Origin of the sequence: Enterobacter oligotrophicus (assembly GCF_009176645.1) — a bacterium.
GTDB classification, from domain to species: Bacteria; Pseudomonadota; Gammaproteobacteria; order Enterobacterales; family Enterobacteriaceae; genus Enterobacter; species Enterobacter oligotrophicus.
In genome coordinates, this window is record NZ_AP019007.1 from 4084971 (window position 1) to 4109818 (window position 24848).

The 24848-nt window shown below is 54.3% G+C and carries 18 protein-coding genes and 1 CRISPR repeat array (1 of these 19 only partly in view); of the genes, 11 read left to right on the top strand and 7 right to left on the bottom strand.

Going from position 1 to position 24848, the window contains the following annotated elements:
• Positions 1-610: a CRISPR direct-repeat array (repeat unit 28 nt; unit sequence GTTCACTGCCGTGCAGGCAGCTTAGAAA) (it extends 138 nt beyond the left edge of the window).
• A gap of 332 nt (positions 611-942) precedes the next feature.
• From cas1f to cas6f, 6 genes are read left to right on the top strand one after another with little or no spacing between them, the layout of a single operon-like run.
• A complete protein-coding gene (gene cas1f, locus EoCCA6_RS19560; RefSeq protein WP_152084064.1) occupies positions 943-1926 on the top strand; it encodes a type I-F CRISPR-associated endonuclease Cas1f in 984 nt (327 codons plus the stop codon).
• Positions 1923-5153 carry a type I-F CRISPR-associated helicase Cas3f gene (gene cas3f, locus EoCCA6_RS19565; RefSeq protein ID WP_152084065.1) on the top strand — a complete coding sequence of 1077 codons (3231 nt, stop codon included), beginning with the start codon at positions 1923-1925 and terminating at the stop codon, positions 5151-5153. The genes cas1f and cas3f overlap by 4 nt, the downstream gene beginning before the upstream one ends.
• 16 nt (positions 5154-5169) lie before the next feature.
• Positions 5170-6480, top strand: a complete 1311-nt coding sequence (gene csy1, locus EoCCA6_RS19570) for a type I-F CRISPR-associated protein Csy1 (protein WP_152084066.1) — start codon at positions 5170-5172, stop codon at positions 6478-6480.
• Positions 6477-7412, top strand: coding sequence for a type I-F CRISPR-associated protein Csy2 (gene csy2 / locus EoCCA6_RS19575; protein ID WP_152084067.1), 936 nt, complete (start codon positions 6477-6479; stop codon positions 7410-7412). Before csy1 ends, csy2 begins: the two co-directional genes overlap by 4 nt.
• Before the next feature lie 13 nt (positions 7413-7425).
• Positions 7426-8424, top strand: a complete 999-nt coding sequence (csy3, locus tag EoCCA6_RS19580; protein ID WP_152084068.1) for a type I-F CRISPR-associated protein Csy3 — start codon at positions 7426-7428, stop codon at positions 8422-8424.
• A 9-nt stretch (positions 8425-8433) separates the two neighbouring features.
• Positions 8434-8988, top strand: a complete 555-nt coding sequence (gene cas6f, locus EoCCA6_RS19585) for a type I-F CRISPR-associated endoribonuclease Cas6/Csy4 (RefSeq protein ID WP_152084069.1) — start codon at positions 8434-8436, stop codon at positions 8986-8988.
• 21 nt (positions 8989-9009) lie between these two features.
• On the opposite strand, the gene EoCCA6_RS19590 is transcribed toward cas6f, so the two are convergent.
• From EoCCA6_RS19590 to trxB, 7 genes are all read right to left on the bottom strand, one after another.
• A complete protein-coding gene (locus tag EoCCA6_RS19590; protein WP_152084070.1) occupies positions 9010-9483 on the bottom strand; it encodes an RES family NAD+ phosphorylase in 474 nt (157 codons plus the stop codon).
• Entirely contained in the window at positions 9480-9923 is a 444-nt protein-coding gene (gene parS / locus EoCCA6_RS19595) for a type II RES/Xre toxin-antitoxin system antitoxin (protein WP_152084071.1), read from the bottom strand. The genes EoCCA6_RS19590 and parS overlap by 4 nt, the downstream gene beginning before the upstream one ends.
• A gap of 558 nt (positions 9924-10481) precedes the next feature.
• Complete coding sequence (infA, locus tag EoCCA6_RS19600; RefSeq protein WP_002211347.1) at positions 10482-10700, bottom strand: translation initiation factor IF-1; 219 nt, start codon at positions 10698-10700, stop codon at positions 10482-10484.
• A gap of 284 nt (positions 10701-10984) precedes the next feature.
• Positions 10985-11689 carry a leucyl/phenylalanyl-tRNA--protein transferase gene (aat, locus tag EoCCA6_RS19605; RefSeq protein WP_152084072.1) on the bottom strand — a complete coding sequence of 235 codons (705 nt, stop codon included), beginning with the start codon at positions 11687-11689 and terminating at the stop codon, positions 10985-10987.
• A 46-nt stretch (positions 11690-11735) separates the two neighbouring features.
• Complete coding sequence (gene cydC, locus EoCCA6_RS19610) at positions 11736-13457, bottom strand: heme ABC transporter ATP-binding protein/permease CydC (protein WP_152084073.1); 1722 nt, start codon at positions 13455-13457, stop codon at positions 11736-11738.
• The gene (cydD, locus tag EoCCA6_RS19615; RefSeq protein WP_152084074.1) at positions 13457-15223 is read right to left on the bottom strand and encodes a heme ABC transporter permease/ATP-binding protein CydD; all 1767 of its coding nucleotides are present in this window, start codon (positions 15221-15223) and stop codon (positions 13457-13459) included. The genes cydC and cydD overlap by 1 nt, the downstream gene beginning before the upstream one ends.
• 114 nt (positions 15224-15337) lie before the next feature.
• Entirely contained in the window at positions 15338-16306 is a 969-nt protein-coding gene (gene trxB / locus EoCCA6_RS19620) for a thioredoxin-disulfide reductase (protein WP_152084075.1), read from the bottom strand.
• Between the two features lie 544 nt (positions 16307-16850).
• Between trxB and lrp the strand changes: the two genes are divergently transcribed.
• The 5 genes from lrp to serS all read left to right on the top strand — a co-directional run bounded on the left by lrp (position 16851) and on the right by serS (position 24640).
• Positions 16851-17345, top strand: a complete 495-nt coding sequence (lrp, locus tag EoCCA6_RS19630) for a leucine-responsive transcriptional regulator Lrp (RefSeq protein ID WP_000228469.1) — start codon at positions 16851-16853, stop codon at positions 17343-17345.
• Between the two features lie 135 nt (positions 17346-17480).
• Entirely contained in the window at positions 17481-21161 is a 3681-nt protein-coding gene (locus EoCCA6_RS19635) for a DNA translocase FtsK 4TM domain-containing protein (RefSeq protein ID WP_152084077.1), read from the top strand.
• 129 nt (positions 21162-21290) lie between these two features.
• Entirely contained in the window at positions 21291-21902 is a 612-nt protein-coding gene (lolA, locus tag EoCCA6_RS19640; protein ID WP_152084078.1) for an outer membrane lipoprotein periplasmic chaperone LolA, read from the top strand.
• A 9-nt stretch (positions 21903-21911) separates the two neighbouring features.
• Positions 21912-23255, top strand: a complete 1344-nt coding sequence (gene rarA / locus EoCCA6_RS19645) for a replication-associated recombination protein RarA (protein WP_152084079.1) — start codon at positions 21912-21914, stop codon at positions 23253-23255.
• A 92-nt stretch (positions 23256-23347) separates the two neighbouring features.
• Positions 23348-24640 carry a serine--tRNA ligase gene (serS, locus tag EoCCA6_RS19650; RefSeq protein WP_045908394.1) on the top strand — a complete coding sequence of 431 codons (1293 nt, stop codon included), beginning with the start codon at positions 23348-23350 and terminating at the stop codon, positions 24638-24640.
• The last annotated feature ends 208 nt before the right edge of the window (positions 24641-24848 follow it).

A 24848-nucleotide genomic window follows, 5' to 3' on the forward strand; every position in this document is an offset into this window, starting at 1 on the left:
AGCTTAGAAAGAATACATCGAGATCCACAGGGTCACCCTGGTGTTCACTGCCGTGCAGGCAGCTTAGAAATCTGGCGCAGAAGGCCAGCAAAAACATGACGCGTTCACTGCCGTGCAGGCAGCTTAGAAAACATCCTTCGCAGTGAAGGTCCGGTGCGTTTCGTTCACTGCCGTGCAGGCAGCTTAGAAAGGCGCGAAGGTACTGCGCTGGAAGGAGGGCTGGTTCACTGCCGTGCAGGCAGCTTAGAAAGATCAGCGCCGGAAACAGCGTCGGCCTGTTCAGTTCACTGCCGTGCAGGCAGCTTAGAAAAGTAGCAAAGCACAGCCAGACAAAAACCAACCGTTCACTGCCGTGCAGGCAGCTTAGAAAGAACGTACATGAGCGGGTAAAACTGGAATTACGTTCACTGCCGTGCAGGCAGCTTAGAAATCCGAACGTCGGATCATGCTGCATGCTTTGAGGTTCACTGCCGCGCAGGCAGCTTAGAAACCTGTCATATCGTCGTTAATTGTTATCACGCGGTTCACTGCCGTGCAGGCAGCTTAGAAAACGTTACCGCAAAATGTATCCTGGATTTGTTCGTCCACTGCCTTACAGGCAGCTTAGAAACACTCAATGCCCATCTGGACGAAGGCGTTAATGTTCAACGCCACACAGCCCCTCTCGCTAGAAAGGTCTTGCAATTACATGCTCCACATCGATCATTCACAAGAATCCATCACTATTATCTCTGTCATTTTTATTTAAATCAAAAAACATATCCAATTCATAAATATAATCAAAGGAATGCATTATTCATTGGGATGATAAATGCGCTATTAAACACACTTTCTGTTTTATTACCCCTCTGATTATTATTCATTTGATATATATCACATTTGTCTTTGTCTAAAACTCGCTAACATATCCTGCATTCAATTCTTTGAAATAAAAGCCTTAACATGCCCGCAAACAGCATCACGTCTGGTGATTTAAAAACCATACTCCACTCTAAACGCGCCAATATCTATTATCTGGAGAAATGTCGTATTCAGGTAAATGGTGGGCGGGTTGAATATGTCACCCAGAAAGGGAAAGAGTCATTTTTCTGGAACATTCCCATCGCCAATACTACGGCGGTCATGTTGGGTATGGGAACCTCCGTTACGCAAATGGCAATGCGGGAATTTGCACGGGCAGGCGTGATGGTTGGTTTTTGTGGAACGGATGGCACGCCGCTTTATGCGGCAAATGAAGTGGATATTGATGTCTCCTGGCTTTGTCCGCAAAGTGAATATCGCCCGACGGGGTATTTGCAAAACTGGGTTTCATTCTGGTTTAACGAAGAAAAACGTCTGCAGGCGGCAAAGCACTTTCAGTTTATTCGTTTACAGCAAATCGAAAAACAGTGGTCCGGGTTGCGGATGCAGCGAGAAACCTCTTTTCAATCAGATAAGGATGCGCTGAATAATATTCTTGAGCGTGCGAAGCAGGGCATGGAAAACGCTCAGGATCATACGTCGTTGATGCTTCAGGAGGCACAGCTGACGAAATCACTCTATAAACTGGCAAGCCAGACGGTGGGCTACGGCAGCTTTATCCGCGCCAAACGGGGTGGCGGGGCGGATATGGCGAACCGTTTTCTCGATCAGGGCAACTATCTGGCCTACGGGCTGGCGGCTGTCGCAGCCTGGGTGACGGGCATTCCTCATGGGCTTGCGGTTATGCACGGTAAAACCCGACGCGGTGGGTTGGTTTTTGATATTGCTGATTTAATGAAAGACGCGCTCGTTATGCCACAGGCATTTATTGCGGCTATGGAGGGTGAGGATAATCAACAATTTCGTCAGCGCTGCATCAACGTGTTTCAACAGGCTGATGCGCTGGATGTGATGATCGCCACGTTGCAGGAAACCTCGCAGTCGCTGGCGGGAGTCGCAAAATGAATGTGCTGATTATCTCCCGGTGTACGAAACGTGCGCGCGAGCAAAGCTGTCAAATTATCGATCAATTTGCTGAGCGCACGGGTGACGCTGCGTGGCAGACGACGATCACAATGGAAGGCGTTAACACGCTACGTAAGCTGTTGCGTAAAACTGCGCGGCGTAATACCGCCGTGGCCTGCCACTGGCTGAAAAAAAGCGGGCAAACAGAGCTGCTGTGGATTGTCGGGAATTTGCGTCGCTTTAACGCGCAAGGACGTGTACCCACAAATCGCACGACCCTGCAAATTATCCGCAATGACAACGAACACCATTGGCACAGTGCGGAAAGCATCGCCTTGCTGGCGGCGATCGCCGGGCTGTTTCATGATTTTGGTAAAGCGGGGATGAGTTTCCAGCAAACGCTTAAGGGTGAAAGTAAGCGCTTCTGTCAAATGTTTCGCCATGAGTGGATCTCTGTTCGTCTGTTCGAGGCATTTGTAGGAGAACAAACCGATGAACAGTGGCTGACATCCTTAACACAGCTCAAAGCCGCTGACGAAAAGGCCATGCTAAAAGCGCTGAAGAAGGACAGGGAAGAGTGGAGTAACAGTCCGCTGGGAACATTACCACCCGTCGCTAAAGTGGTGGCGTGGCTGATGTTATCACACCACCGTTTACCTGAGCCCCATTCGAAAAATCCCTCATTACTGTACTGTGAAGGCTGGCTTGAGCGACAGCTGAATGTGGACTGGAACGCGCTAAATCACAAACAGGAAAAGCATGGCTGGACCACGCGGGAAAAACAAAACGTCTGGACATTTCCTCACGGCACGCCGCTAAAAAGTAAAACCTGGCGCGAGAAGGCCAGGCAGATTGGTAAACGCATCCGTAACCTCCCCGCACTGCTTCATGCGGGATCGCTGGATAATCTTTTCACCCTCCATCTTGCTCGTCTGTCGCTGATGCTGGCCGATCACGTTTACTCCTCTCAACCGGCTTATTCCAAATGGCAGGATGATGCCGTCCAGTGCTGGGCCAACAGTGACCGCCAGTCAGGGCTGCTTAAGCAAAAACTGGATGAGCACAATGTCGGTGTCGCACACCTGGCGCTGCTGATGGGGCGTTCTCTTCCTTCTTTGCGTCGTTCGTTACCCGCCATCGCCCGACATAAAGCGTTTCGGGAAAGGGCAACAAATCCGCGCTTTCAATGGCAGAACAAAGCATGGGATGTGGCCTCTGCCTTGCGGGAGAAGAGTGCAGAGCAGGGTTTCTTCGGCATCAATATGGCCTCGACCGGATGCGGTAAAACCTTTGCAAACGCCCGGATTATGTACGCCCTGGCGGATGAGCAGGCGGGATGTCGCTTCAGCGTCGCGCTGGGGTTACGCACGCTGACGCTGCAAACGGGACAGGCTCTGCAGTCGCGTCTGGGGCTGGATGATGACACGCTGGCCGTGGTGACTGGTGCCGCAGCAGTGAAGGAGCTGTACCAGGGGAATGACGTTGAAGATAACAGCAGCGCCAGCGACGAAGCGTTTTTCGCCAGCCATCATTACGTTCATTATGAGGGCGCAATGAGCAGCGGTATTGCGCAACAGTGGCTGGCGAAAGAACCGACGCTTAACCGTCTGGTCAGTGCGCCGGTGCTGGTGACAACCGTCGATCATCTTATGCCCGCGACGGAAGGCGTACGCGGGGGGCGGCAGATCCCCGCCATGCTGCGCCTGCTGACCAGCGATCTGGTGCTTGATGAGCCAGATGATTTTGATATTGATGATTTGCACGCGCTGTGTCGGCTGGTTAACTGGGCGGGAATGCTCGGCTCCCGTGTGCTTCTCTCGTCGGCAACGTTGCCCCCTGCGTTAACGGAAGCGTTGTTTGAAGCCTATCGGGAAGGACGCAAAGCCTGGCAAATCGCTTGCGGGATCTCCGACAGACCGATGAGTATCTGCTGCGCCTGGTTTGATGAGTACGGCGCACAGTCAAAGGATGTGGCCGATGAAAACCAGTTTCGTCAGGCGCACGGCGAATTTGTGCGTCAGCGGATTAAACGCCTGCCTGACCAGCCACGGCTTCGGCTTGGGAAACTGGCCCCTGTATTACCGCAATCCGCCAGCTACGCGGCTGTGGTTTCTGCGCTGGCGGAGACGTTGTACCAGGAGATGGTTGAGCTTCATGGCCACCATCACGCCACGCATAAAAGTGGCAAAACCGTATCGTTTGGCCTGGTTCGCATGGCCAATATCAATCCGCTGGTTGCTGTCGCGCAGGCGCTGATGGCAATCCCCTCGCCGGACAATTACCGCATTCATTACTGTGTTTATCACAGCCAGCATCCGCTGGCGGTGCGCGCGGCGATCGAAAAACGGCTGGACAGCGCGTTCACGCGACACGACCCGGAACATGTCTGGCAGTTACCGGAAGTGAAGCAGGCGCTGACATCACCGGAGCAGCACCATCTTTTTGTTGTGCTGGGGACGTCTGTGCTGGAGGTCGGGCGAGATTTTGATGCCGACTGGGGGATCGTCGAACCGAGTTCAATGCGTTCGCTTATTCAGTTTGCCGGACGTATTCAGCGTCATCGCCAGCAGGTGCCTGAGCGTGAAAACCTGGTGATTCTGGAACGCAACGTGCGCGCGCTTCGTGGGGAGCGCGTGGCCTACTGTCGTCCTGGTTTCGAAACGGAACACCATCCGTTGCCTCACCATGATCTTCATGAACTGCTCAGTGAAGAAAGTTATCGCACACTCAATGCTATCCCGCGCATCGTTGAAGATTTACCCGGTAATGCGCTGGCGGCGCTGGAGCACGCCCGGTTGCGTGCCGCGCTGCTGGACGGTGGGGATAAACCAGATGTTGTTGCCGCGTCGTGGTGGCGATTGCCACTGACGTGGAACGGTGAGCTTCAAAAACGAACACCGTTTCGCCGCTCATCGCCTGAGGACTCTTTCTTTTTGAGTATGAAAGAGGAAGACGACGAACCCGTGTTTTGCCTGATGCAGGAAGACGGCAGGTTAAAACCTTCGGAGCGGTTTCGCTCGCATTCGTTATCCATGGCCGACGGCGTAGAACCGTGGTTTGCGATTGATTATGCCAGGGTGTTGCAGGCGCTTGCGGATGAAAAGCAGATGGAGCTGGATGCGGTGTCGCGTCGTTATGGCGAAATCACATTGAGGGTCAGCAGGGAGGAGGAGACGGAACAATGGCTGTATCACCCGGTACTGGGTGTGTTCAGGGAATATCTATAAAGATCCAGGAGCGAGTATGTCAGTTGAAGCAGTAAGCGCTTTCATTGCTGAGTACATTGCCGGACGACGGCAAACAAAGCTGGAAGCATTTGAAAAAGAGGCCGCAAAACGCAGCGAGGCAGAGAGCGCGACGCTTGCGGCAGAACGCCGGGAGCTGGAGCTTCGCTATGAACCGAAAGCATGGCTGACGGATGCCGCGAAGCGAGCCGGACAAATTAACCTCGTGACCCATGCGGCGAAATTTACCCACGGGGATTCAAAAAGTAGCAGTATTTACAGCGAGGCAGTGGCGCAGGAAGGATATCTCAGCAGCGCAGCGTTGTCTGGTCTGGAACCGGATGCCGTGGGTAATGCTGCAGCGCTGGATGTGGCGAAACTTCTGCAGACCCGTATCGAAGGGGGCGACTCCCTTTTGGCGAGCCTGAAACGCGGTGACCATGCCGCGCTGGCCGCATTTACCGACGACACTCATCAGTTAAATGAGTGGATAGCGGGATTTTCGCGCGCTCTGAAGCCAGGAGAGCCAGCTTCGCACAAACTCGCAAAACAGGGCTATTTTCCGGTAGGTGATGGTTACCACCTGTTAAGCCCGCTGTTTGCCACCTCGCTTGTCCATGCTATGCATCAGAAAATGGTTGCCCTGCGTTTTGGCGATGAGGTTAAAGCCATCTGGAAAGCGCGTCGCGAGAAAACCTGGCATCCCACTCCGCTGACACTCTTCCCGGATTCAGCGGAAATACACTTCGGTGGCACAAAACCGCAGAACATTTCCTATCTCAACAGCGTGCGCGGCGGACGTAGCTGGCTACTTTCCTGCCAGCCACCACAGTGGAAAAGAGCAGAAAAGCCGCCAACGAATTTACGTTCTGTTTTCGCCTCGGGTGGGCAATTTGACCGTCGTGCCAAGAGTCAAATTCAGTTGCTTATTTCTTTGCTGACGAGAACGGGCGGTTACACCAGCTTTCGTATTCGCGAAGCACGTGATGGCTATATCAACGCGCTTATCGACCTGTTGTTTGACGTTGCGGCTCAATTTCAGTGCGAAACATGGCAAAACTGGACACTCAACTGCCCGGATCTTAAATCCCATCAGCAACTCTGGCTCGACCCCTGGCGCACAAAAACAGACGAAGCCTTCCGCCTTGAGCGTGAAAAAGACGACTGGCAGGACTCTGTGGCAGAGGATTTTGCTCTGTGGCTGAACGCGCGTCTGCGCAAGGCATTGCCTGATTTAGGTGCGGTAGAAAAGCGTGAATGGGAAACCCGCGAACGTTTACGCACGAACCTGCGCGAGATGGAAAAAATCATCCGGGAGGCGCTGAAATGAGCTCATTGATCCTGCTTCGCCGCGTCAGAGTCGAAAACGCCAACGCGATTGCTGGCCTGACGTATGGTTTTCCCGCTATCACCCATTTCATGGGATTTTCTCATGCGCTGTCCCGCAAGCTGACGGAAACGCACGGGCTGCGTATTGATGGCTGTGCGGTCGTGAGCCACGAGCACCAGATCCACGCGCATACGTCTGGCCGTGATTATCAGTTTGCGCTGACCCGTAACCCGTTAACTCGTGACGCGAAAACGGCCTCCTTTAATGAAGAGGGGCGCATGCATTTGACCGTTTCGTTACTGCTGGAATGTCACGGAGAAATTCCTAACGGTGAATACGGGCAGCGCGACCTGGCAGAGTTTCTGTTGCAGGTGTGCCCGACGCTCCGACTGGCGGGAGGAATTATCGTCGATATTCAGGATATCTCTGTGATGGCAATGCCTGCCAGTCGTCAGGAGATGGGGCGATTACAGTGGCAACTGATGCCGGGCTTTGCCCTGCGCGATCGCAGCGGCTGGCTGGGCGAACATCATCAAACGCTTCTTGAAAACGATCCTAACGCCACGTTGCTTGACGCCTGGCTGGATTTTGCTGCCCTGAAAATGCAAGCCGAAACGCCGGAGGAAGGTGACATCCGCGAAGGCGAACCGGCAAACTGGCACTATGCTCCTAAACCCAACCCCGGTTACCTGGTACCGTTAATGACCGGTTATCAGCGCATCTCTGAACTCTACGCGCCCGGTGTCGTGGCAAATGCGCGTGATGCGGAAACCCCCTTCGCGTTTACCGAAGCGGTGTATGGCGTGGGCGAATGGTGTGGGTTGCATCGAATTCAGTCACTTGATGACATTTTCTGGCGTTATCGCACGACAGAAACGGGCTACTACTGTCAGGGCGCGGGCGCGCCAGTGACATCTGAACATTCAAATTAAAAAGGACTTAACTATGGCAAAGGCTCCAACTACCGTTAAAACGGCATCTGTACTGGCATTTGAACGGAAACTGGCAACCTCCGATGCAGTAATGTATTCAGGCACCTGGGGGGAAGAGGTCTGGCAACCGATTCGTATTCAGGAGAAAGCGGTGCGTGGCACCATTTCAAACCGTCTTAAAAATGCCATTACCAGCGATCCGGCAAAACTGGATGCTGAGATCCAGAAAGCGAACCTGCAGCGTGTCGATGTGGCGGCGTTACCTGCTGATGCGGATACCCTGAAAGTGACGTTTACCCTGCGCGTGCTGGGAAATCTTTCGACGCCTTCTGTGTGTAACGACCGGGCCTATCAGGATGAACTCACGCAGGTCATTGATGGCTATATCAGTGAACACGGTTTTGCCGAGCTGGCACGCCGCTATGCGACCAACCTGGCGAACGGTCGTTTTTTATGGCGTAACCGTGTCGGTGCCGAAAAGATTGTCGTTAAGGTAGCGGGCAGCAAGTCATGGACATTCGATGCCTACGCCTATGCGCTGCGTGATTTTTCTGCCAGCGACGAGCAACTGAACGAACTGGCTCAGGAAATTGAAAAAGGGCTCAGCGGCAACGAATTCGTCCTGCTGAATGTAGAGGCGCAGGTATTACTTGGTGCCGGACAGGAGATTTTCCCGTCGCAGGAACTTGTGCTCGACAGCAACAGCAGTAAGAGCCGTCTGCTGTATCAGGTGGATGGTGTTGCCGGGATGCATTCACAGAAATTGGGTAATGCGTTGCGCACTATTGATACCTGGCATCCTAAAGTTGAGGAGTTGGGGGCGATCGCCGTCGAACCGTACGGCTCTGTCACCAGCCGCGGCGTGGCGTGTCGTCAGCCGAAAGAGAAACTGGATTTTTACACCTTGCTGGATAACTGGGTGACGAAAGGCCAGAAGCCAGACGTTGAACAGCAGCATTACGTAATGGCCGTCCTGATCCGCGGCGGCGTCTTCGGTGAGAAAAGCGAGTAAGGAGTCGTAATGGATCACTACATTGAGATCCGCGTACTGCCCGACCCGGAGTTTAGCGAGGAAATGCTGATGGCCGCGCTGGTGGCTAAGCTGCACCGCGCGCTGGGGCAGCGAGGGCAGGGTGATATTGGTATTAGCTTCCCTGCATACAGCATAAAGCCTGGCCCGGTGTTACGTCTGCACGGTCAGCACCAGGCGTTAAGCGTTCTCGAATCACTGACATGGCGCAAAGGATTGAGCGACTACTGCGTGTCTTCGGACATAAAGCCCGTGCCTGCCGTTACGCAATGGCGCTGTGTGAGCCGCGTTCAGGTTAAAAGCAGTGCGCAAAGGCTTATGCGTCGTTCGGTGAAAAAAGGATGGTTAACAGAGGAAGAGGCGCAGCAACGCCTGTTGACAATGCAAGAGGCGCGGACTGATTTGCCCTGGCTTAATCTGCGTAGCCTCTCTACAGGCCAGTCGTTCAGGCTCTTTATCCGTCATGGTGATCTACTCTCTGCGCCTGTCATCGGGGCATTTTCGACATACGGGTTAAGTGCAACGGCGACCATTCCCTGGTTCTGAGAATAATAACCGCATCAGCTTTCAGGGTGCGGTTTTCTCTGCCAGACGAATATCGAAATTAAAAGGGAGCTGCTGGACAGAATTGAGTGTTTTGTGGAATGCCGGATGTAATGGGTTAAGTATGGCGTTGTTTTCATAAGGAATGATGCAGGAAGGTAAGATAAGCGCGAGCGCACTGTTCGCCTGCAACCAACCGGTTCCCAGATCCATCGTTGATACCGGTGCCGGATTTTCCTGCCAATCCTCGGGCAACCAGGCTTTGTCCAGGTAGTCAATCTGGTCATCCGGGATATCAATACTGAACAGTTGATACTGATTCAGCACGGTGTCTTTTTTCACGTGCACCAAAATTTCGAGCGATGCCAGCGAGATGGCGGTGGATACGTAGACGGCAGGATGTCCTTTATGATTCCAGCGACCACCATACTGGTTTGCGCCGCTACCACTCCACGCTTCGCTGGCATAACGTCCTGTCACCAGACGATAAAAAATCACGCAAACACTCCGTGTTCCAGACGACCAATCAAATCGGTGACTTCCAGCGCGCCGGTTTCAGTGGCAATCAGGTTGACTGGCGCAACATTCCCAAGCCCACGCACCGGTGCTTGCAGCCAGTTCCATGCTTCCTCTTTACTACCAAAATAATCGACAGCAGCATCCAGCACACGCACGAAACGTGCCACGCGCTCGCTTTCATCGGGCGTCAGCGTTCGCCCTGCGCTTTTGCGGCGAGCGACATTGCGCTCGTTAATCCCCGTCACGCGAAGGATGTCCGCTTTCGACATCGACGTCCATTCATGAATGTTATCGAGGATACTGACGGGTAAACCTTGATTGAGGTATTCAACTAACCGCATACCACGGTTTGCAGGTAAACCGGCATAGCGCCAAAGCGCGTTGTCAGCAGGTTTCTGCGCGGGAACCCATGTTCTCATAGTACCTCCTGATTGAAGTCATTTGTCATAGGTTAGTGTAGTCATTTGTCGGGGTTTTTGGAATGGATGTTTTTTGCGCGGGGCGGTGGAAGAGAATTCAGCTGTTTACCCCTAATTTTGGAGTGATATGTAATGTATTGATTTATATTGGAAATATTGTGGGTGGGGTAAAATAGGATAGGAATAGGGTTTTAGCTTTTTTTGTATGAAAATCATAATGGTAAGGGGGTATTATTTCAGTGCACTGCCGTATAGGCAGCTTAGAAAAGCAGCGGCTCCGAAGCTGCGCGGCACAGTTCGTGCACTGCCGTATAGGCAGCTTAGAAAAACGCGTATCGGTTGTACGAATCATATCAATAGTGCACTGCCGTATAGGCAGCTTAGCAAAATAGAAAATAAGGTCTTCACACCCTTACATTTTGCACTGTCGAACAGCCAGCGCTGAGCTGAAAAGAAACCTCAAATAACGGTTTAAGTAATCGACCGCACGACCAAAAAATAAGGCCGGGACTATCCCGGCCTTATTTAATATTCATCTGCCCTTACAGGCGAAAACAATTAGCGACTACGGAAGACAATGCGGCCTTTGCTCAGGTCGTACGGGGTCAGTTCAACAGTCACTTTGTCGCCCGTTAAAATGCGGATGTAGTTTTTGCGCATTTTACCGGAGATGTGCGCAGTTACCACGTGACCGTTTTCCAGCTCTACGCGAAACATGGTATTAGGCAACGTATCAAGTACGGTACCCTGCATTTCAATATTGTCTTCTTTGGCCATCTAATCCTCTGGGGTATCACTACCAAGTTTTGAACCGGCAAGATAATGCCGAAATTCATCAATTAAGTAAAGAATTGCGCGTTTAAAACGCAGCAAAACAGTTTCAGCGCATTGCCCAAGCGTCACGGTACAACCGAACGGGAAGCGCATTCGTAAAGGGGAGACAACAGGATAAACGTCAGGACGTTATCTGAAGCGAGGGTCCCAAACGGCGGCGGGGCAACAGGCAGAAGCTACTCTGCGGCGTAATTATAACACCCTCATAAAAAATGTGCGGAAAACATTTAGGCATTGGGCATAAAGAGCGTTTTTGGTATCCAGAAGTCGCGCGGGAGCTTCTCCTGGCGGCAGGTATCCAGATGCTCAATATAGTGACGGCGGGAGATTTCAACGGCTCCCAGTGAGGCGGTATGCTCATTGAGTACCTGACAATCCATCAACTGTCCGCCACGTTCGGCAAATTCCTTGCAGAAAACCAGCAGCGCGGTTTTCGATGCATTAACGGCGCGGGAGAACATTGACTCCCCGCAGAACAACGTCCCCTGTGCTACGCCGTACATGCCGCCCACCAGCTCGTCTTTATCCCAGACTTCAATGGAATGCGCATAGCCAAGTTCGTGTAACTGCTGATAAGCGGTAATGATGTCACGGGTGATCCATGTACCTTCATGGCGATCCTCGGCGCAGCCTTCGATGACCTGCCCGAACGCGTGATTAAGGGTGACATGATAAGGCGATTTAGCATGAAAACGCTTCATGCTACGGCTGAGGTGGAACTGCGCTGGCCACAGCACGGCACGCGGATCGGGCGACCACCATAAAATCGGGTCGCCGGGTGAAAACCACGGGAATATCCCGCGCTGGTAGGCCATCAGCAGCCGTGCCGGGCTGAGATCGCCGCCAAGTGCCAGCAACCCGTTGGGCTCACGTAGCGCGCCTTCCGGGGAAGGAAACGCAATATTATGACGAGAAAGCTGGACCAGGCGCATGACAGCAGAACTCCAATACGCGAGTGAGGATCGGTTCAAATATAGTCTACAGACGCTGTTTAAACTGGTAATAACGACCCTGTTTCGCCAACAGTTCTGCGTGACTACCTTGCTCAATAATGTGTCCGTTGTCCATCACAATTATTTGATCGAAACTCGCCAGCCCGCGCAGGCGGTGCGTGACCATCAACACGGTTTTACCAAGCATCACATTCGCCAGTAAATCAAGAATTTGACTCTCGGTAGTAGCATCCAGCCCTTCTGTGGGTTCATCCAGCAACATCAGCGGCGCATCGTGTAGCAACGCACGCGCAATCGCCAGACGACGCAGCTCGCCACCGGAAAGCTGGCGGCCACCTTCGCCCAGCCAGCCGTTAAGCCCGTCGTCTTCGAGTAACTTATGCAACCCGACCTGTTCCAGTATCGCGCAAAGCGTGTCGTCCGGAGCATCCGGCGCGGCCAGCAGCAGGTTATCGCGAAGTGTGGCGCTGAACAGATGTACACGCTGTGGAACTACACTCACGGTCTTACGCAAGGTCTGCTCGCTGAAGTTAGCCAGTGGCGTATCGTTAAACCGAATTATGCCGTGCTGCGGGTCCCATGCGCGCGTTAAGAGCTGCAGAAGCGTCGATTTACCGCAGCCGGTACGGCCAAGGATCGCAATGCGCTGGCCCGCTTCAACGACGAGGTTAATGCCTTCCAGTGCATTCTGCGCCTGCTTGTCATAGGCGAATGTGACGTCACTGAGCGTCAGTGCGACCTGTTCAGGCGTGGTTGTCTGCGCAGCAGTGAACTTCACTTCCGGCTCCTGCTCAGCAATCTCCGTAATACGCATTGCAGAAGCGATAACCTGTCCCAGATGCTGGAACGCCCCCGTGACCGGGGCTAAGGCTTCAAAGGCCGCCAGCGCACAGAAGACGAAGAGCGCAATCAGCGCGCCGGGCTGTACGTTGCCGCCCACACCGCCGGAGGCCATCCACAGCATGACGGTGACCGCCACGCCGCCGATTAACATCATCAGCGCCTGGGAGAAGGCTGTTAGTTCTGACTGGCGGCGCTGAGCTTCGTGCCAGTTCAACTCGGTGCTTTCCATTTGCGAACGGTAGCGCGTGCTGGCACCAAAAATGGTAAGTTCTGCCTGTCCCTGCAGCCAGGAGGTCAACTGCTGTCGATACTCCCCGCGCATACGGGTCAGGTTTTCGCCTGTTGACTTACCGGCACGGTAAAACAGCGGCGGCAGGATAATCAGCGTCAGCAGCATGATGCCGCCCAGCGTCAATGCGAGCGGTACGTCCAGAACGCAAAGTCCCAGCGTGACCACCACGATCACCACAAACGCACCCACGATCGGAGAAATCACACGCAGGTAGAGGTGATCGAGTGTATCGACATCCGCTACCACACGGTTGAGCAATTCGCCCTGGCGAAAACGCGCCAGCCCGGCAGGGGAGAGGGGCAACAGTTTGCTGAAGGTATAGATACGCAGGTGCTGCAGCACGCGGAACGTCGCGTCGTGGCTGACCAGACGCTCGAAATAACGTCCGGCAGTACGGGTAATGGCGGTGCCACGTACGCCCGCAGCCGGAAGCATATAGTTAAAGCTGTATAATCCGGCGAAGCCCGCGACGGCAGAAGCCGACAAGAACCAGCCGGAGAGCGTAAGCAGGCCGATGCTGGCAAGCAGGGTAACAATTGCCAGAACGATGCCCAGCGTCAGCATCCATTTGTGGCGTTTATACAGGGCAAGATACGGGAGTAAGGCGCGCATCAAATGTCCTCCTGACGATTCGCCAGCAGGGTGGCAAACGGCCCCTGCGCAGCAACGAGAGAGGCGTAATCGCCTTGCTCAACAATACGACCATTTTCCATCACCCAAATTTGATCCCAGTCGGCAATGCCTTCCAGCTGGTGCGTGACCATCAGGGTGGTTTGCCTGCGCGAAGCCGCGTTAAGCGCATCCATTACACGTTTCTCACTGTGCGCATCCAGGCTCGCGGCGGGTTCATCCAGCAGCATAAGCTGGCAGGGATTCAACAGCGCACGGGCAACAGCCACGCGCTGCGCCTGCCCAACGGACAGTCCGGCGGATTGATCGCCAACCACGGTATCCACACCCTGCGGCAGCAGCGGTAGAAACTCGCTGACCCAGGCGCGATCGAGCACCGATTGCAACTCATCTTCTCGCGCATCAGGGCGCGCCAGCAGCACATTTTCACGCAGCGTGGCAGCAGGAAGCTGTGGGTTTTGCCCCACCCAGCTTAGCTGTTTACGCCAGGCCTCAGGATCAAGCTCACTGAGTTCCGTTTTGTTAATGCGAAGGGAACCGGTGTAGGCCATAAAGCCAGAAAGGGTATTGAGCAGCGAGCTTTTCCCGGAGCCGCTGGTGCCCACCAGAACCACACGTTGTCCGGCTGGCAGGGTAAAGTTCATAGGGCCTGCCAGCACTTTTCCCTCTGGCGAGAGAATAGAGAAATCCCGCGCTTCAATGGTCACAGGCTCCTGGGCGTTCAGGGTCACTTCACCACGTGCCGGGTGCGCCAGCGGCGTTTCAAGGAACGTTTTCAGGCTGTCGGCTGCGCCAACGGCCTGCGCTTTGGCATGATAAAACGTGCCGAGATCGCGAAGCGGCTGGAAAAATTCCGGTGCCAGGATCAGCGCAAGGAAACCAGCAGAAAGGGTGACTGCCGTACCGTAGTGGCCGAAATCCAGCGCTCCGAGGTAAGAGAAGCCAAAATAGACCGCCACCAGGGCAATCGACAGTGAGGTAAAGAATTCAAGAACGCCAGATGACAAAAACGCCAGACGTAACACTTCCATGGTGCGCTGGCGGAAATCCTGTGAGGCCAGGCGGATGTTTTCGGTTTCCGCTTCACCACGGCCAAATATACGCAGGGTTTCCATGCCGCGCAGACGGTCAAGGAAATGACCGCTTAAACGCCCCAGAGCAAGGAAGTTACGGCGGTTGGCATCTGCGGCACCCATCCCAACCATCGCCATAAACAGTGGGATCAGCGGGGCGGTGCCCAGCAAAATCAGCGCAGCGGCCCAGTTGACAGGGAAAATAGCGATCACAATCAGCAGCGGAACGAATACAGCCAGCGCCATCTGTGGCAGATAGCGGGCGTAGTAGTCATGCATATCGTCGATCTGCTCAAGGATCAGCGTAGCCCAGCTTCCGGCAGGCTTACCCTGAATCCACGCTGGCCCCGCCTCCTGAAGACGGTCAAGCACCTGGCGGCGAATTTCATAGCGAATATGTTGTCCGGCATGAAAACCAACACGCTCACGCAGCCATACGACCCAGGCGCGCAGCACAAAGACCAGGACCAAAATGATAAACGGCAGCAGCAGCGCTTCGCGCGGGATGTTCTCCATAATCATATGATTAAGAATGCGGGCCAGCAGCCATGCCTGGGCAACAATCAACAGACCACTGACAAATCCCAGAAGTCGGGAAAAGGTAAGCCAGCGGCGGGATAGAACGCTTTGCTGTTTTAGCCAGCGTGTTAACTCTTGTTGACGGGTTTTTTCCATTGCGTATTTTGCAGGTGACGTTATAAGAAATTAGACAACTGCATGTTACACGTGACCAAAAATAAAGGCGACCTGTGGCCGCCTTTATTTACGTTTGTTACTGACTTGTAAAGATTATTTGGCTTGTTCAGCCAGCCCATCCAGGTAGCGTTCAGCATCCAGAGCGGCCATACAGCCAGTGCCTGCGGAGGTGATTGCCTGACGATAAATATGGTCCATCACGTCGCCTGCGGCGAACACGCCAGGAATGCTGGTCTGGGTCGCATTGCCGTGGATACCGGACTGCACTTTGATGTAGCCGTTTTCCAGCTCCAGTTGACCGTCGAAGATTGCCGTGTTCGGGCTGTGGCCGATCGCCACAAACAGGCCCGCCACTTCCAGCGTTTCCACGTTGTCGGTGTTCTGCGTATCGCGAATACGCAGACCCGCCACGCCCATCTGATCGCCAGTCACTTCTTCCAGTGTACGGTTGGTGTGCAGCACGATGTTGCCGCTCGCCACTTTATCCATCAGACGTTTGATCAGGATCTTCTCGGCACGGAAGGTGTCACGGCGGTGGATCAGGTGCACTTCAGAGGCGATGTTCGCCAGGTAGAGCGCTTCTTCCACTGCGGTATTGCCGCCGCCGATGACCGCGACTTTCTGATTGCGGTAGAAGAAACCGTCGCAGGTTGCACAGGCAGACACGCCGCGGCCTTTGAATGCCTCTTCTGACGGCAGGCCGAGGTAACGGGCTGATGCGCCAGTGGCAATGATCAATGCGTCACAAGTGTATTCACCGTTGTCGCCTGTCAGACGGAACGGACGGTTCTGCAGATCGACCTTGTTAATGTGGTCGAACAGAATTTCAGTTTCGAATTTGGTTGCATGCTCGTGCATACGTTCCATCAGCAGCGGCCCGGTCAGGTCGTTCGGGTCGCCTGGCCAGTTTTCCACTTCAGTGGTGGTGGTCAGCTGACCGCCTTTTTCCATACCGGTGATTAATACCGGTTGCAGGTTAGCGCGTGCAGCATAGACCGCCGCGGTATATCCCGCAGGTCCAGAACCAAGGATTAGCAGCTTACTGTGTTTGGCCGTGCCCATGAGATCCCCATTGTTGTTGGCAGACATTTGGCTGGATTGTAGGGAATTTGTTGCCGTAAAAAAAGAGCACAGCAATTTTGATATCAATATGTGCAATAGACGCCGACGATGAATGGAGCGCTATAACATAACGATTTCTACTGAAAACCGGTCGTTTATAAGGCAATAAAATGATGATTAATACGCGACCGTAATGAATATCCGGCATGTTGTACTAAAAATCGATGTTTTGCTTTGACAATCCCCTGCGCTTTTGCGAAAACATTCAAGGAAGAAAAAAAACCGCGTTAACCGTGTGCCGCATAGGCATGCACGTAAATGCCATTTTTACCGGGTCAGTGAAATCTACGCATGGCGTGGACAGACGCCATACGTGATGTCGGTGACTGCCTTCGGGCAACGGTCTTCTTACCAACAGAACCCGAATCCGCATCGCGTCTAACACATAACCAGGCGATGTGATGAATAACGGGTACAGGCTCTGAACAGTGATGTGCACAGGGTCCAGGCAGGAGTAGGGAAGGAATACAGAGAGACAATAATAATGGTAGATAGCAAGAAGCGCCCTGGCAAAGATCTCGACCGTATCGATCGTAACATTCTTAATGAATTGCAAAAGGATGGGCGTATTTCCAACGTCGAGCTTTCAAAACGTGTGGGACTTTCCCCGACGCCGTGCCTTGAGCGTGTGCGCCGACTGGAAAGACAGGGTTTTATTCAGGGCTATACGGCTCTGCTGAACCCGCATTATCTGGATGCCTCACTTCTGGTATTTGTTGAGATTACTCTGAATCGTGGTGCGCCGGATGTGTTTGAGCAATTTAACGCTGCTGTACAGAAACTTGAAGAAATTCAAGAGTGTCATCTGGTTTCCGGTGATTTCGACTACCTGTTGAAAACCCGTGTGCCAGACATGTCCGCCTACCGTAAGCTGCTGGGTGAAACCCTGCTGCGTCTGCCAGGCGTGAACGACACCCGTACTTATGTGGTGATGGAAGAGGTCAAACAGAGCAATCGTCTGGTTATTAAGACGCGCTAACACGGAACAGGTGCAAAATCAGCGTAGTTTGATTACACTCCTGTTAATCCATACAGCAACAGTGCCGGGGAACCCCGGCGCTGTTGTCCGTTTTAGCAAACAGGCAGGACATGCCTGATACCTGGAGAGCCTTTCTTGAGCCAGGAATATACCGAAGACAAAGAAGTCACATTATCGAAACTAAGCAGCGGACGTCGCCTCCTTGAGGCGTTGCTGATCGTTATTGCCCTTTTTGCCGTCTGGCTGATGGTCGCCTTACTCAGTTTCAATCCCTCAGATCCCAGTTGGTCACAAACCGCATGGCATGAGCCTATCCATAATTTAGGCGGCATTCCTGGTGCCTGGCTTGCGGATACCCTCTTTTTCATTTTCGGTGTGATGGCCTATACCATTCCCGTCATTATTATTGGCGGATGCTGGTTTGCCTGGCGTCATCGACAGAACGATGACTACATCGATTACTTTGCCGTTTCATTGCGCCTGATAGGCGCGCTGGCATTGATCCTCACCTCCTGTGGGCTGGCGGCTATCAATGCTGATGATATCTGGTATTTCGCCTCCGGCGGCGTGATCGGCAGCCTGCTGAGTACCGCGCTGCAACCGATGCTCCACAGCAGCGGCGGCACCCTTACGTTGCTTTGCATCTGGGCGGCCGGGTTGACGCTGTTCACCGGCTGGTCGTGGGTGAGCATCGCTGAGAAGATCGGCAGCTTTATCCTCAATATTCTCACCTTTGCCAGTAACCGTACCCGCCGCGACGATACATGGGTCGATGAAGACGAGTATGAAGATGAGTACGAAGAGGATGATGACGCGCCTGTTGAGCGTCGCGAATCTCGTCGCGCCCGCATTCTGCGCGGTGCGCTGGCGCGTCGTAAACGCGTCGCTGAAAAATTCGCCAATCCGTTAGGTCGTAAAACCGATGCGGCACTTTTCTCCGGCAAACGCATGGATGACGAAGAGCACATTGAGTACCGCACCTCGGGGGCTGCCCTTGATCCTGACGATGTTCTTTTCTCTGGCAGCCGTGCGATGCCTGGCGATTACGACGAATACGATCCGTTGTTAAATGGCCATTCGGTTACTGAACCTGTGGCGGCTGCCGCAGCGGCCACTATGGCCACGCAGGCTTATGCTGCCCCTGTGGAAGCCGTCATGCCTTCCGCGCAGGTTCCTGCACCCGAATCTGCCATTCAACAACCACAGATTGACTGGCAGACTGCACCAGGTGTCCATACGCCGGAGCCGACGATTGCGCCTGAGCCAGAAAGCTATGTGCCCGTTCAGCAGGAGCAGTGGCAGCAGCCTTATCAGCCGGAGCCGCAGGAATATCCGCAGTATGAGGAGCCTGTTGCTCAGCCGTATCAGGAGCATGCGCCTGAGCCGGTTGAACCTGTGCAACCGTATGTCGCGCCACAGCCTGAACCCGAAGTGGTGGAAGAGGCGAAACCGTCGCGTCCGCCAATGTACTATTTTGAAGAGGTTGAAGAGCGTCGCGCCCGTGAGCGCGAACAGCTGGCGGCCTGGTATCAGCCAGTGCCTGAACCGCTTCAGGAGCCTGTCACCAGGGCTCCGACCGTTTCCGTTCCGCCAGTCGACCCAACACCTGCGGTTGCTCCTGTGGCTGAAAGCGTGAAGCAAGCCACTGCAACAGCTGCGGCTGCTGCGCCGGTGTTTAGCCTGGCAGCCGGTGGCGCGCCACGCCCACAGGTGAAAGAGGGGATTGGCCCGCAGCTGCCGCGCCCTAACCGCGTTCGCGTTCCGACGCGCCGTGAGCTGGCCTCTTATGGCATTAAATTGCCCTCCCAGCGTATGGCTGAAGAGAAAGCGCGTGAGCCTGAGTACGAAGATGACACTGATGAACTGCAGCAGGATGAACTGGCGCGCCAGTTCGCCGCGCAACAGCAACAGCGGTATGGTGAAGAATACCAGCATGATGTGCAGCACCATCAAGCCCACCAGGATGACGATGAGGCGGCCGAGGCGGAATTAGCGCGTCAGTTTGCTGCAACCCAGCAGCAACGCTATTCCGGTGAACAACCTGCCGGTGCGAACCCGTTCTCACTGTCCGATTTTGAATTCTCGCCAATGAAAGATCTGGTGGATGATGGCCCGAGCGAGCCGTTGTTCACCCCGAGCGTGATGCCTGAAGCCGAACCGGTGCGCCAGCAACCTGCGCCACAGCCGTATGCTCAGCCACAACAACCGGCTCCGCAGGCATATGCACAGCCACAACAGCCACCGCAGTTCCAGCAGCCTCAGGCACAGCCGCAGGAAAGCCTGATTCACCCGCTGCTGATGCGTAACGGTGACAGCCGTCCGCTGCAACGTCCAAGCACGCCGCTGCCGTCGCTGGATCTGTTAACGCCTCCGCCGGCAGAAGTGGAGCCTGTTGATACGTTTGCGCTTGAGCAGATGGCCCGACTGGTGGAAGCCCGTCTGGCAGACTTCCGTATCAAAGCGGATGTGGTGAACTATTCTCCTGGTCCGGTGATTACCCGTTTCGAGCTCAATCTGGCACCGGGTGTAAAAGCAGCTCGTATTTCTAATTTGTCACGTGACCTGGCGCGTTCGCTGTCGACCGTTGCGGTGCGTGTGGTGGAAGTGATCCCAGGCAAGCCGTATGTAGGCCTGGAGCTGCCGAACAAGAAACGCCAGACCGTCTACCTCCGTGAAGTGCTGGATAATACCAAGTTCCGTGATAACCCATCCCCGTTGACCGTGGTATTGGGTAAAGATATCGCAGGCGATCCGGTGGTGGCCGATCTCGCGAAAATGCCTCACCTGCTTGTCGCGGGTACGACCGGTTCCGGTAAGTCCGTCGGTGTGAACGCCATGATCCTGAGCATGCTCTATAAAGCGCAGCCGGAAGATGTGCGTTTCATCATGATCGACCCGAAAATGCTGGAACTTTCAGTATATGAAGGCATTCCGCATCTGTTGACGGAAGTTGTGACCGACATGAAGGACGCTGCTAACGCCCTGCGCTGGAGCGTCAATGAGATGGAGCGTCGCTATAAGCTGATGTCGGCGCTGGGTGTGCGTAACCTTGCCGGGTATAACGAGAAAATCGCTGAGGCGGCGCGTATGGGGCGTCCAATTCCGGACCCATACTGGAAGCCGGGCGACAGCATGGATGCCCAGCATCCGGTGCTGGAAAAACTGCCTTACATCGTTGTGCTGGTGGATGAGTTCGCCGACCTGATGATGACCGTCGGTAAGAAAGTGGAAGAGCTGATTGCTCGTCTGGCGCAGAAAGCACGTGCGGCGGGTATTCACCTTGTGCTGGCGACGCAGCGTCCGTCTGTGGATGTCATCACCGGTCTGATTAAAGCAAACATCCCGACCCGTATCGCGTTTACCGTATCGAGCAAAATTGACTCACGTACTATCCTTGACCAGGGCGGCGCGGAGTCGCTGCTGGGAATGGGTGATATGCTCTATTCCGGCCCGAACTCTACCTCTCCGGTACGTGTTCACGGCGCGTTTGTTCGCGATCAGGAAGTTCACGCGGTCGTACAGGACTGGAAAGCACGTGGTCGTCCGCAATACGTTGATGGCATCACCTCCGACAGCGAAAGCGAAGGCGGCGGCGGTGGCTTCGACGGCGGCGAAGAGCTGGACCCGTTATTCGACCAGGCGGTTAACTTCGTGACTGAAAAACGTAAAGCGTCCATCTCCGGCGTGCAGCGTCAGTTCCGTATCGGCTACAACCGTGCAGCGCGTATCATCGAACAGATGGAAGCGCAGGGCATTGTGAGCGAGCAGGGACATAACGGTAACCGTGAGGTGCTGGCACCACCGCCGTTTGATTGACCGCGTTCTGATTGCAAAGAAGGGTAAATCAGCCAAAATTAAGCATTTTCTTCTATCACCTGCCTGCGGGCAGGTCCAGAATGGAAGACGGAACCCCCACATCGGGAAGACGTATTTTAAGGAATGACAATGAAAAAATTCGCCATCGCCTGTGCATTTCTCACCAGTTTTGTTGCCAGCAGCGTCTGGGCTGATGCAGCCAGCGACCTTAAAAGCCGACTGGATAAAGTGAGCAGCTTCCACGCCAGCTTCACGCAGAAAGTGACTGATGGCAGCGGTAACGCGGTGCAGGAAGGTCAGGGGGATTTGTGGGTGAAACGCCCAAATCTGTTTAACTGGCACATGACCCAGCCGGATGAAAGCATCCTGGTGTCTGACGGTAAAACCCTGTGGTTCTTCAACCCGTTTGTTGAACAGGCGACCGCGACCTGGCTGAAAGATGCGACCAGCAACACGCCGTTTATGCTGATCGCCCGTAACCAGTCCAGCGACTGGCAGCAGTACAACATCAAGCAGAACGGGGATGAGTTTGTCCTGACGCCAAAAGGCAGCAACGGCAACCTGAAGCAGTTCACCATCAATGTGAGCAGCAACGGTACAATTAATCAGTTCGGTGCGGTTGAGCAGGACGATCAGCGCAGCAGCTATCAGCTTAAATCGCAGCAAAACGGCGCTGTTGATGCATCGAAATTCACCTTTACCCCGCCGCAGGGCGTAACGGTGGATGACCAACGTAAGTAAGAGGCGTGAGTGAGCAACCTGTCGCTCGATTTTTCAGATAATGCGTTTCAACCTCTGGCCGCGCGTATGCGGCCAGAAAATTTAGCGCAGTACATCGGCCAGCAGCACCTGCTGGCTGCGGGGAAACCTTTGCCGCGCGCCATTGAGGCCGGGCATCTTCACTCGATGATCCTCTGGGGGCCACCTGGGACCGGCAAAACGACCCTCGCTGAAGTGATCGCCCGCTATGCCAACGCGGACGTTGAGCGCATCTCGGCGGTGACGTCGGGTGTGAAGGAGATCCGCGAGGCGATAGAGCGCGCGCGTCAGAACCGCAATGCCGGACGTCGAACTATCCTCTTTGTGGACGAAGTCCACCGCTTCAATAAGAGCCAGCAGGATGCTTTCCTGCCCCACATTGAAGACGGCACGATTTTTTTCATCGGTGCCACCACTGAAAACCCGTCTTTCGAACTCAACTCAGCGCTGCTTTCCCGTGCGCGCGTTTACCTGCTTAAATCGCTAACCACGGAAGATATCGAAAAGGTTCTGACGCAGGCGATGGACGACAAAGCACGCGGCTATGGCGGGCAGGATATCGTTTTGCCGGATGAGACGCGCCGGGCGATTGCAGAACTGGTTAACGGCGATGCGCGCCGGGCGCTGAATACGCTGGAAATGATGGCCGATATGGCTGAAGTGGATGATTCCGGCAAGCGCGTGCTGAAACCTGAACTGCTCACCGAAATTGCCGGTGAACGCAGCGCGCGTTTCGATAACAAAGGCGATCGTTTTTACGATTTGATCTCTGCGCTGCATAAATCTGTGCGCGGCAGCGCGCCGGATGCGGCGCTCTACTGGTACGCGCGTATTATTACCGCAGGCGGCGATCCGTTATATGTAGCGCGTCGCTGTCTGGCGATTGCGTCTGAAGATGTGGGTAATGCTGACCCGCGCGCCATGCAGGTCGCGATCTCCGCCTGGGACTGTTTCACCCGTGTTGGGCCAGCAGAAGGCGAGCGCGCCATTGCGCAGGCGATTGTCTATCTGGCCTGTGCGCCGAAAAGTAATGCGGTGTATACCGCCTTCAAAGCGGCGATGTCAGATGCGCGTGAACGCCCGGACTATGATGTGCCGGTTCATCTGCGCAATGCGCCGACCAAACTGATGAAAGAGATGGGCTACGGGCAGGAGTATCGCTACGCCCACGATGAGCCGAATGCCTACGCTGCCGGTGAAGAGTATTTCCCGCAAGAAATGGCACAAACACGCTATTATCACCCTACAAACAGAGGTCTTGAAGGCAAGATTGGCGAAAAGCTCGCCTGGCTCGCCGGACAGGATCAAAATAGCCCTATAAAACGCTACCGTTAGCGCGATCGTTGCGGTAATGTTGGCAATGTATCTCTGTGGCCGCAGGCTGTGGCCACTTTTCCCTATTTTAATTCGATAAGCACAGGATAAGCATGCTCGATCCCAATCTGCTGCGTAATGAGCCAGACGCAGTCGCTGAAAAACTGGCACGCCGGGGCTTTAAGCTGGATGTAGATAAGCTGCGCGCTCTTGAAGAGCGTCGTAAAGTTCTGCAGGTACAAACTGAAAATCTGCAGGCAGAGCGTAACTCTCGATCGAAATCCATCGGCCAGGCGAAAGCGCGCGGGGAAGACATTGAGCCATTACGCCTGGAAGTCAACAAACTGGGTGAAGAGCTGGACCAGGCGAAAGCTGAGCTGGACGTTCTTCAGGCCGAAATTCGTGATATCGCTCTGGCGATCCCGAACATTCCTGACGACAGCGTCCCGGTCGGTAAAGATGAAAACGATAACGTTGAAGTGAAACGCTGGGGCACGCCTCGCGAGTTCGACTTCGAGGTGCGCGATCACGTGACGCTGGGTGAAATGCACGCGGGGCTGGATTTTGCGGCTGCGGTTAAGCTGACCGGTTCTCGCTTCGTGGTAATGAAGGGCCAGATTGCCCATCTGCACCGTGCGCTGGCGCAGTTCATGCTGGATCTGCACACTGAGCAGCACGGTTACAGTGAAACCTACGTGCCGTATCTGGTGAACCACGATACGCTGTACGGTACTGGGCAGTTGCCAAAATTTGCTGGCGATCTGTTCCATACCCGTCCGCTGGACGAAGAAGCAGACAGCAGCAACTACGCGCTGATCCCAACCGCGGAAGTGCCGCTGACTAACCTCGTGCGTGATGAGATCATCGACGAAGACGATCTGCCAATCAAACTGACCGCACATTCTCCGTGCTTCCGTTCTGAAGCGGGGTCTTACGGCCGTGATACCCGTGGTCTGATCCGTATGCACCAGTTCGACAAAGTGGAGATGGTACAGATTGTGCGTCCTGAAGAGTCTATGGATGCGCTTGAAGAAATGACCGGCCACGCGGAAAAAGTGCTGGAGCTGCTGGGTCTGCCGTACCGCCGTATGGCGCTGTGCACCGGTGATATGGGCTTTGGAGCCTGCAAAACCTTCGACCTCGAAGTCTGGGTTCCTGCGCAGAACACCTACCGTGAAATCTCCTCCTGCTCAAACGTCTGGGATTTCCAGGCGCGCCGTATGCAGGCACGTTGCCGCAGCAAATCTGACAAGAAAACCCGTCTGGTGCATACCCTGAACGGTTCTGGTCTGGCTGTGGGTCGTACGCTGGTTGCCGTGCTGGAAAACTACCAGCAGGCAGACGGACGTATTGAGATCCCGGAAGTGCTGCGTCCGTATATGAAAGGCCTGCAGTACATCGGTTAATGTGTACCCTGAATCAAAAAAGCGCCTGTTGGCGCTTTTTTTACGCCCCTGATTTGATACTAAGCAATAACCCCTCCCTCTAAAGTAGTAATACTCATCTGAATAAATCAGCATAAAAAGCTGATAACGCAGAAATTCGATATATATAAAACTATATAGCGGTTAATCACCGCCTCTCTTTTCTTTGTGAGCAACCAAAGTGAGTCTC

Excerpts from the sequence above, each read along its gene's own strand:
- cas1f (WP_152084064.1), top strand. The coding sequence starts at position 943 with ATGCCCGCAAACAGCATCACGTCTGGTGATTTAAAAACCATACTCCAC.
- csy3 (WP_152084068.1), top strand. The coding sequence starts at position 7,426 with ATGGCAAAGGCTCCAACTACCGTTAAAACGGCATCTGTACTGGCATTT.
- trxB (WP_152084075.1), bottom strand. The coding sequence starts at position 16,306 with ATGGGCACGGCCAAACACAGTAAGCTGCTAATCCTTGGTTCTGGACCT.
- cas3f (WP_152084065.1), top strand. The coding sequence starts at position 1,923 with ATGAATGTGCTGATTATCTCCCGGTGTACGAAACGTGCGCGCGAGCAA.
- cas6f (WP_152084069.1), top strand. The coding sequence starts at position 8,434 with ATGGATCACTACATTGAGATCCGCGTACTGCCCGACCCGGAGTTTAGC.
- parS (WP_152084071.1), bottom strand. The coding sequence starts at position 9,923 with ATGAGAACATGGGTTCCCGCGCAGAAACCTGCTGACAACGCGCTTTGG.
- infA (WP_002211347.1), bottom strand. The coding sequence starts at position 10,700 with ATGGCCAAAGAAGACAATATTGAAATGCAGGGTACCGTACTTGATACG.
- csy2 (WP_152084067.1), top strand. The coding sequence starts at position 6,477 with ATGAGCTCATTGATCCTGCTTCGCCGCGTCAGAGTCGAAAACGCCAAC.
- cydC (WP_152084073.1), bottom strand. The coding sequence starts at position 13,457 with ATGCGCGCCTTACTCCCGTATCTTGCCCTGTATAAACGCCACAAATGG.
- cydD (WP_152084074.1), bottom strand. The coding sequence starts at position 15,223 with ATGGAAAAAACCCGTCAACAAGAGTTAACACGCTGGCTAAAACAGCAA.
- lolA (WP_152084078.1), top strand. The coding sequence starts at position 21,291 with ATGAAAAAATTCGCCATCGCCTGTGCATTTCTCACCAGTTTTGTTGCC.
- csy1 (WP_152084066.1), top strand. The coding sequence starts at position 5,170 with ATGTCAGTTGAAGCAGTAAGCGCTTTCATTGCTGAGTACATTGCCGGA.
- serS (WP_045908394.1), top strand. The coding sequence starts at position 23,348 with ATGCTCGATCCCAATCTGCTGCGTAATGAGCCAGACGCAGTCGCTGAA.
- lrp (WP_000228469.1), top strand. The coding sequence starts at position 16,851 with ATGGTAGATAGCAAGAAGCGCCCTGGCAAAGATCTCGACCGTATCGAT.
- aat (WP_152084072.1), bottom strand. The coding sequence starts at position 11,689 with ATGCGCCTGGTCCAGCTTTCTCGTCATAATATTGCGTTTCCTTCCCCG.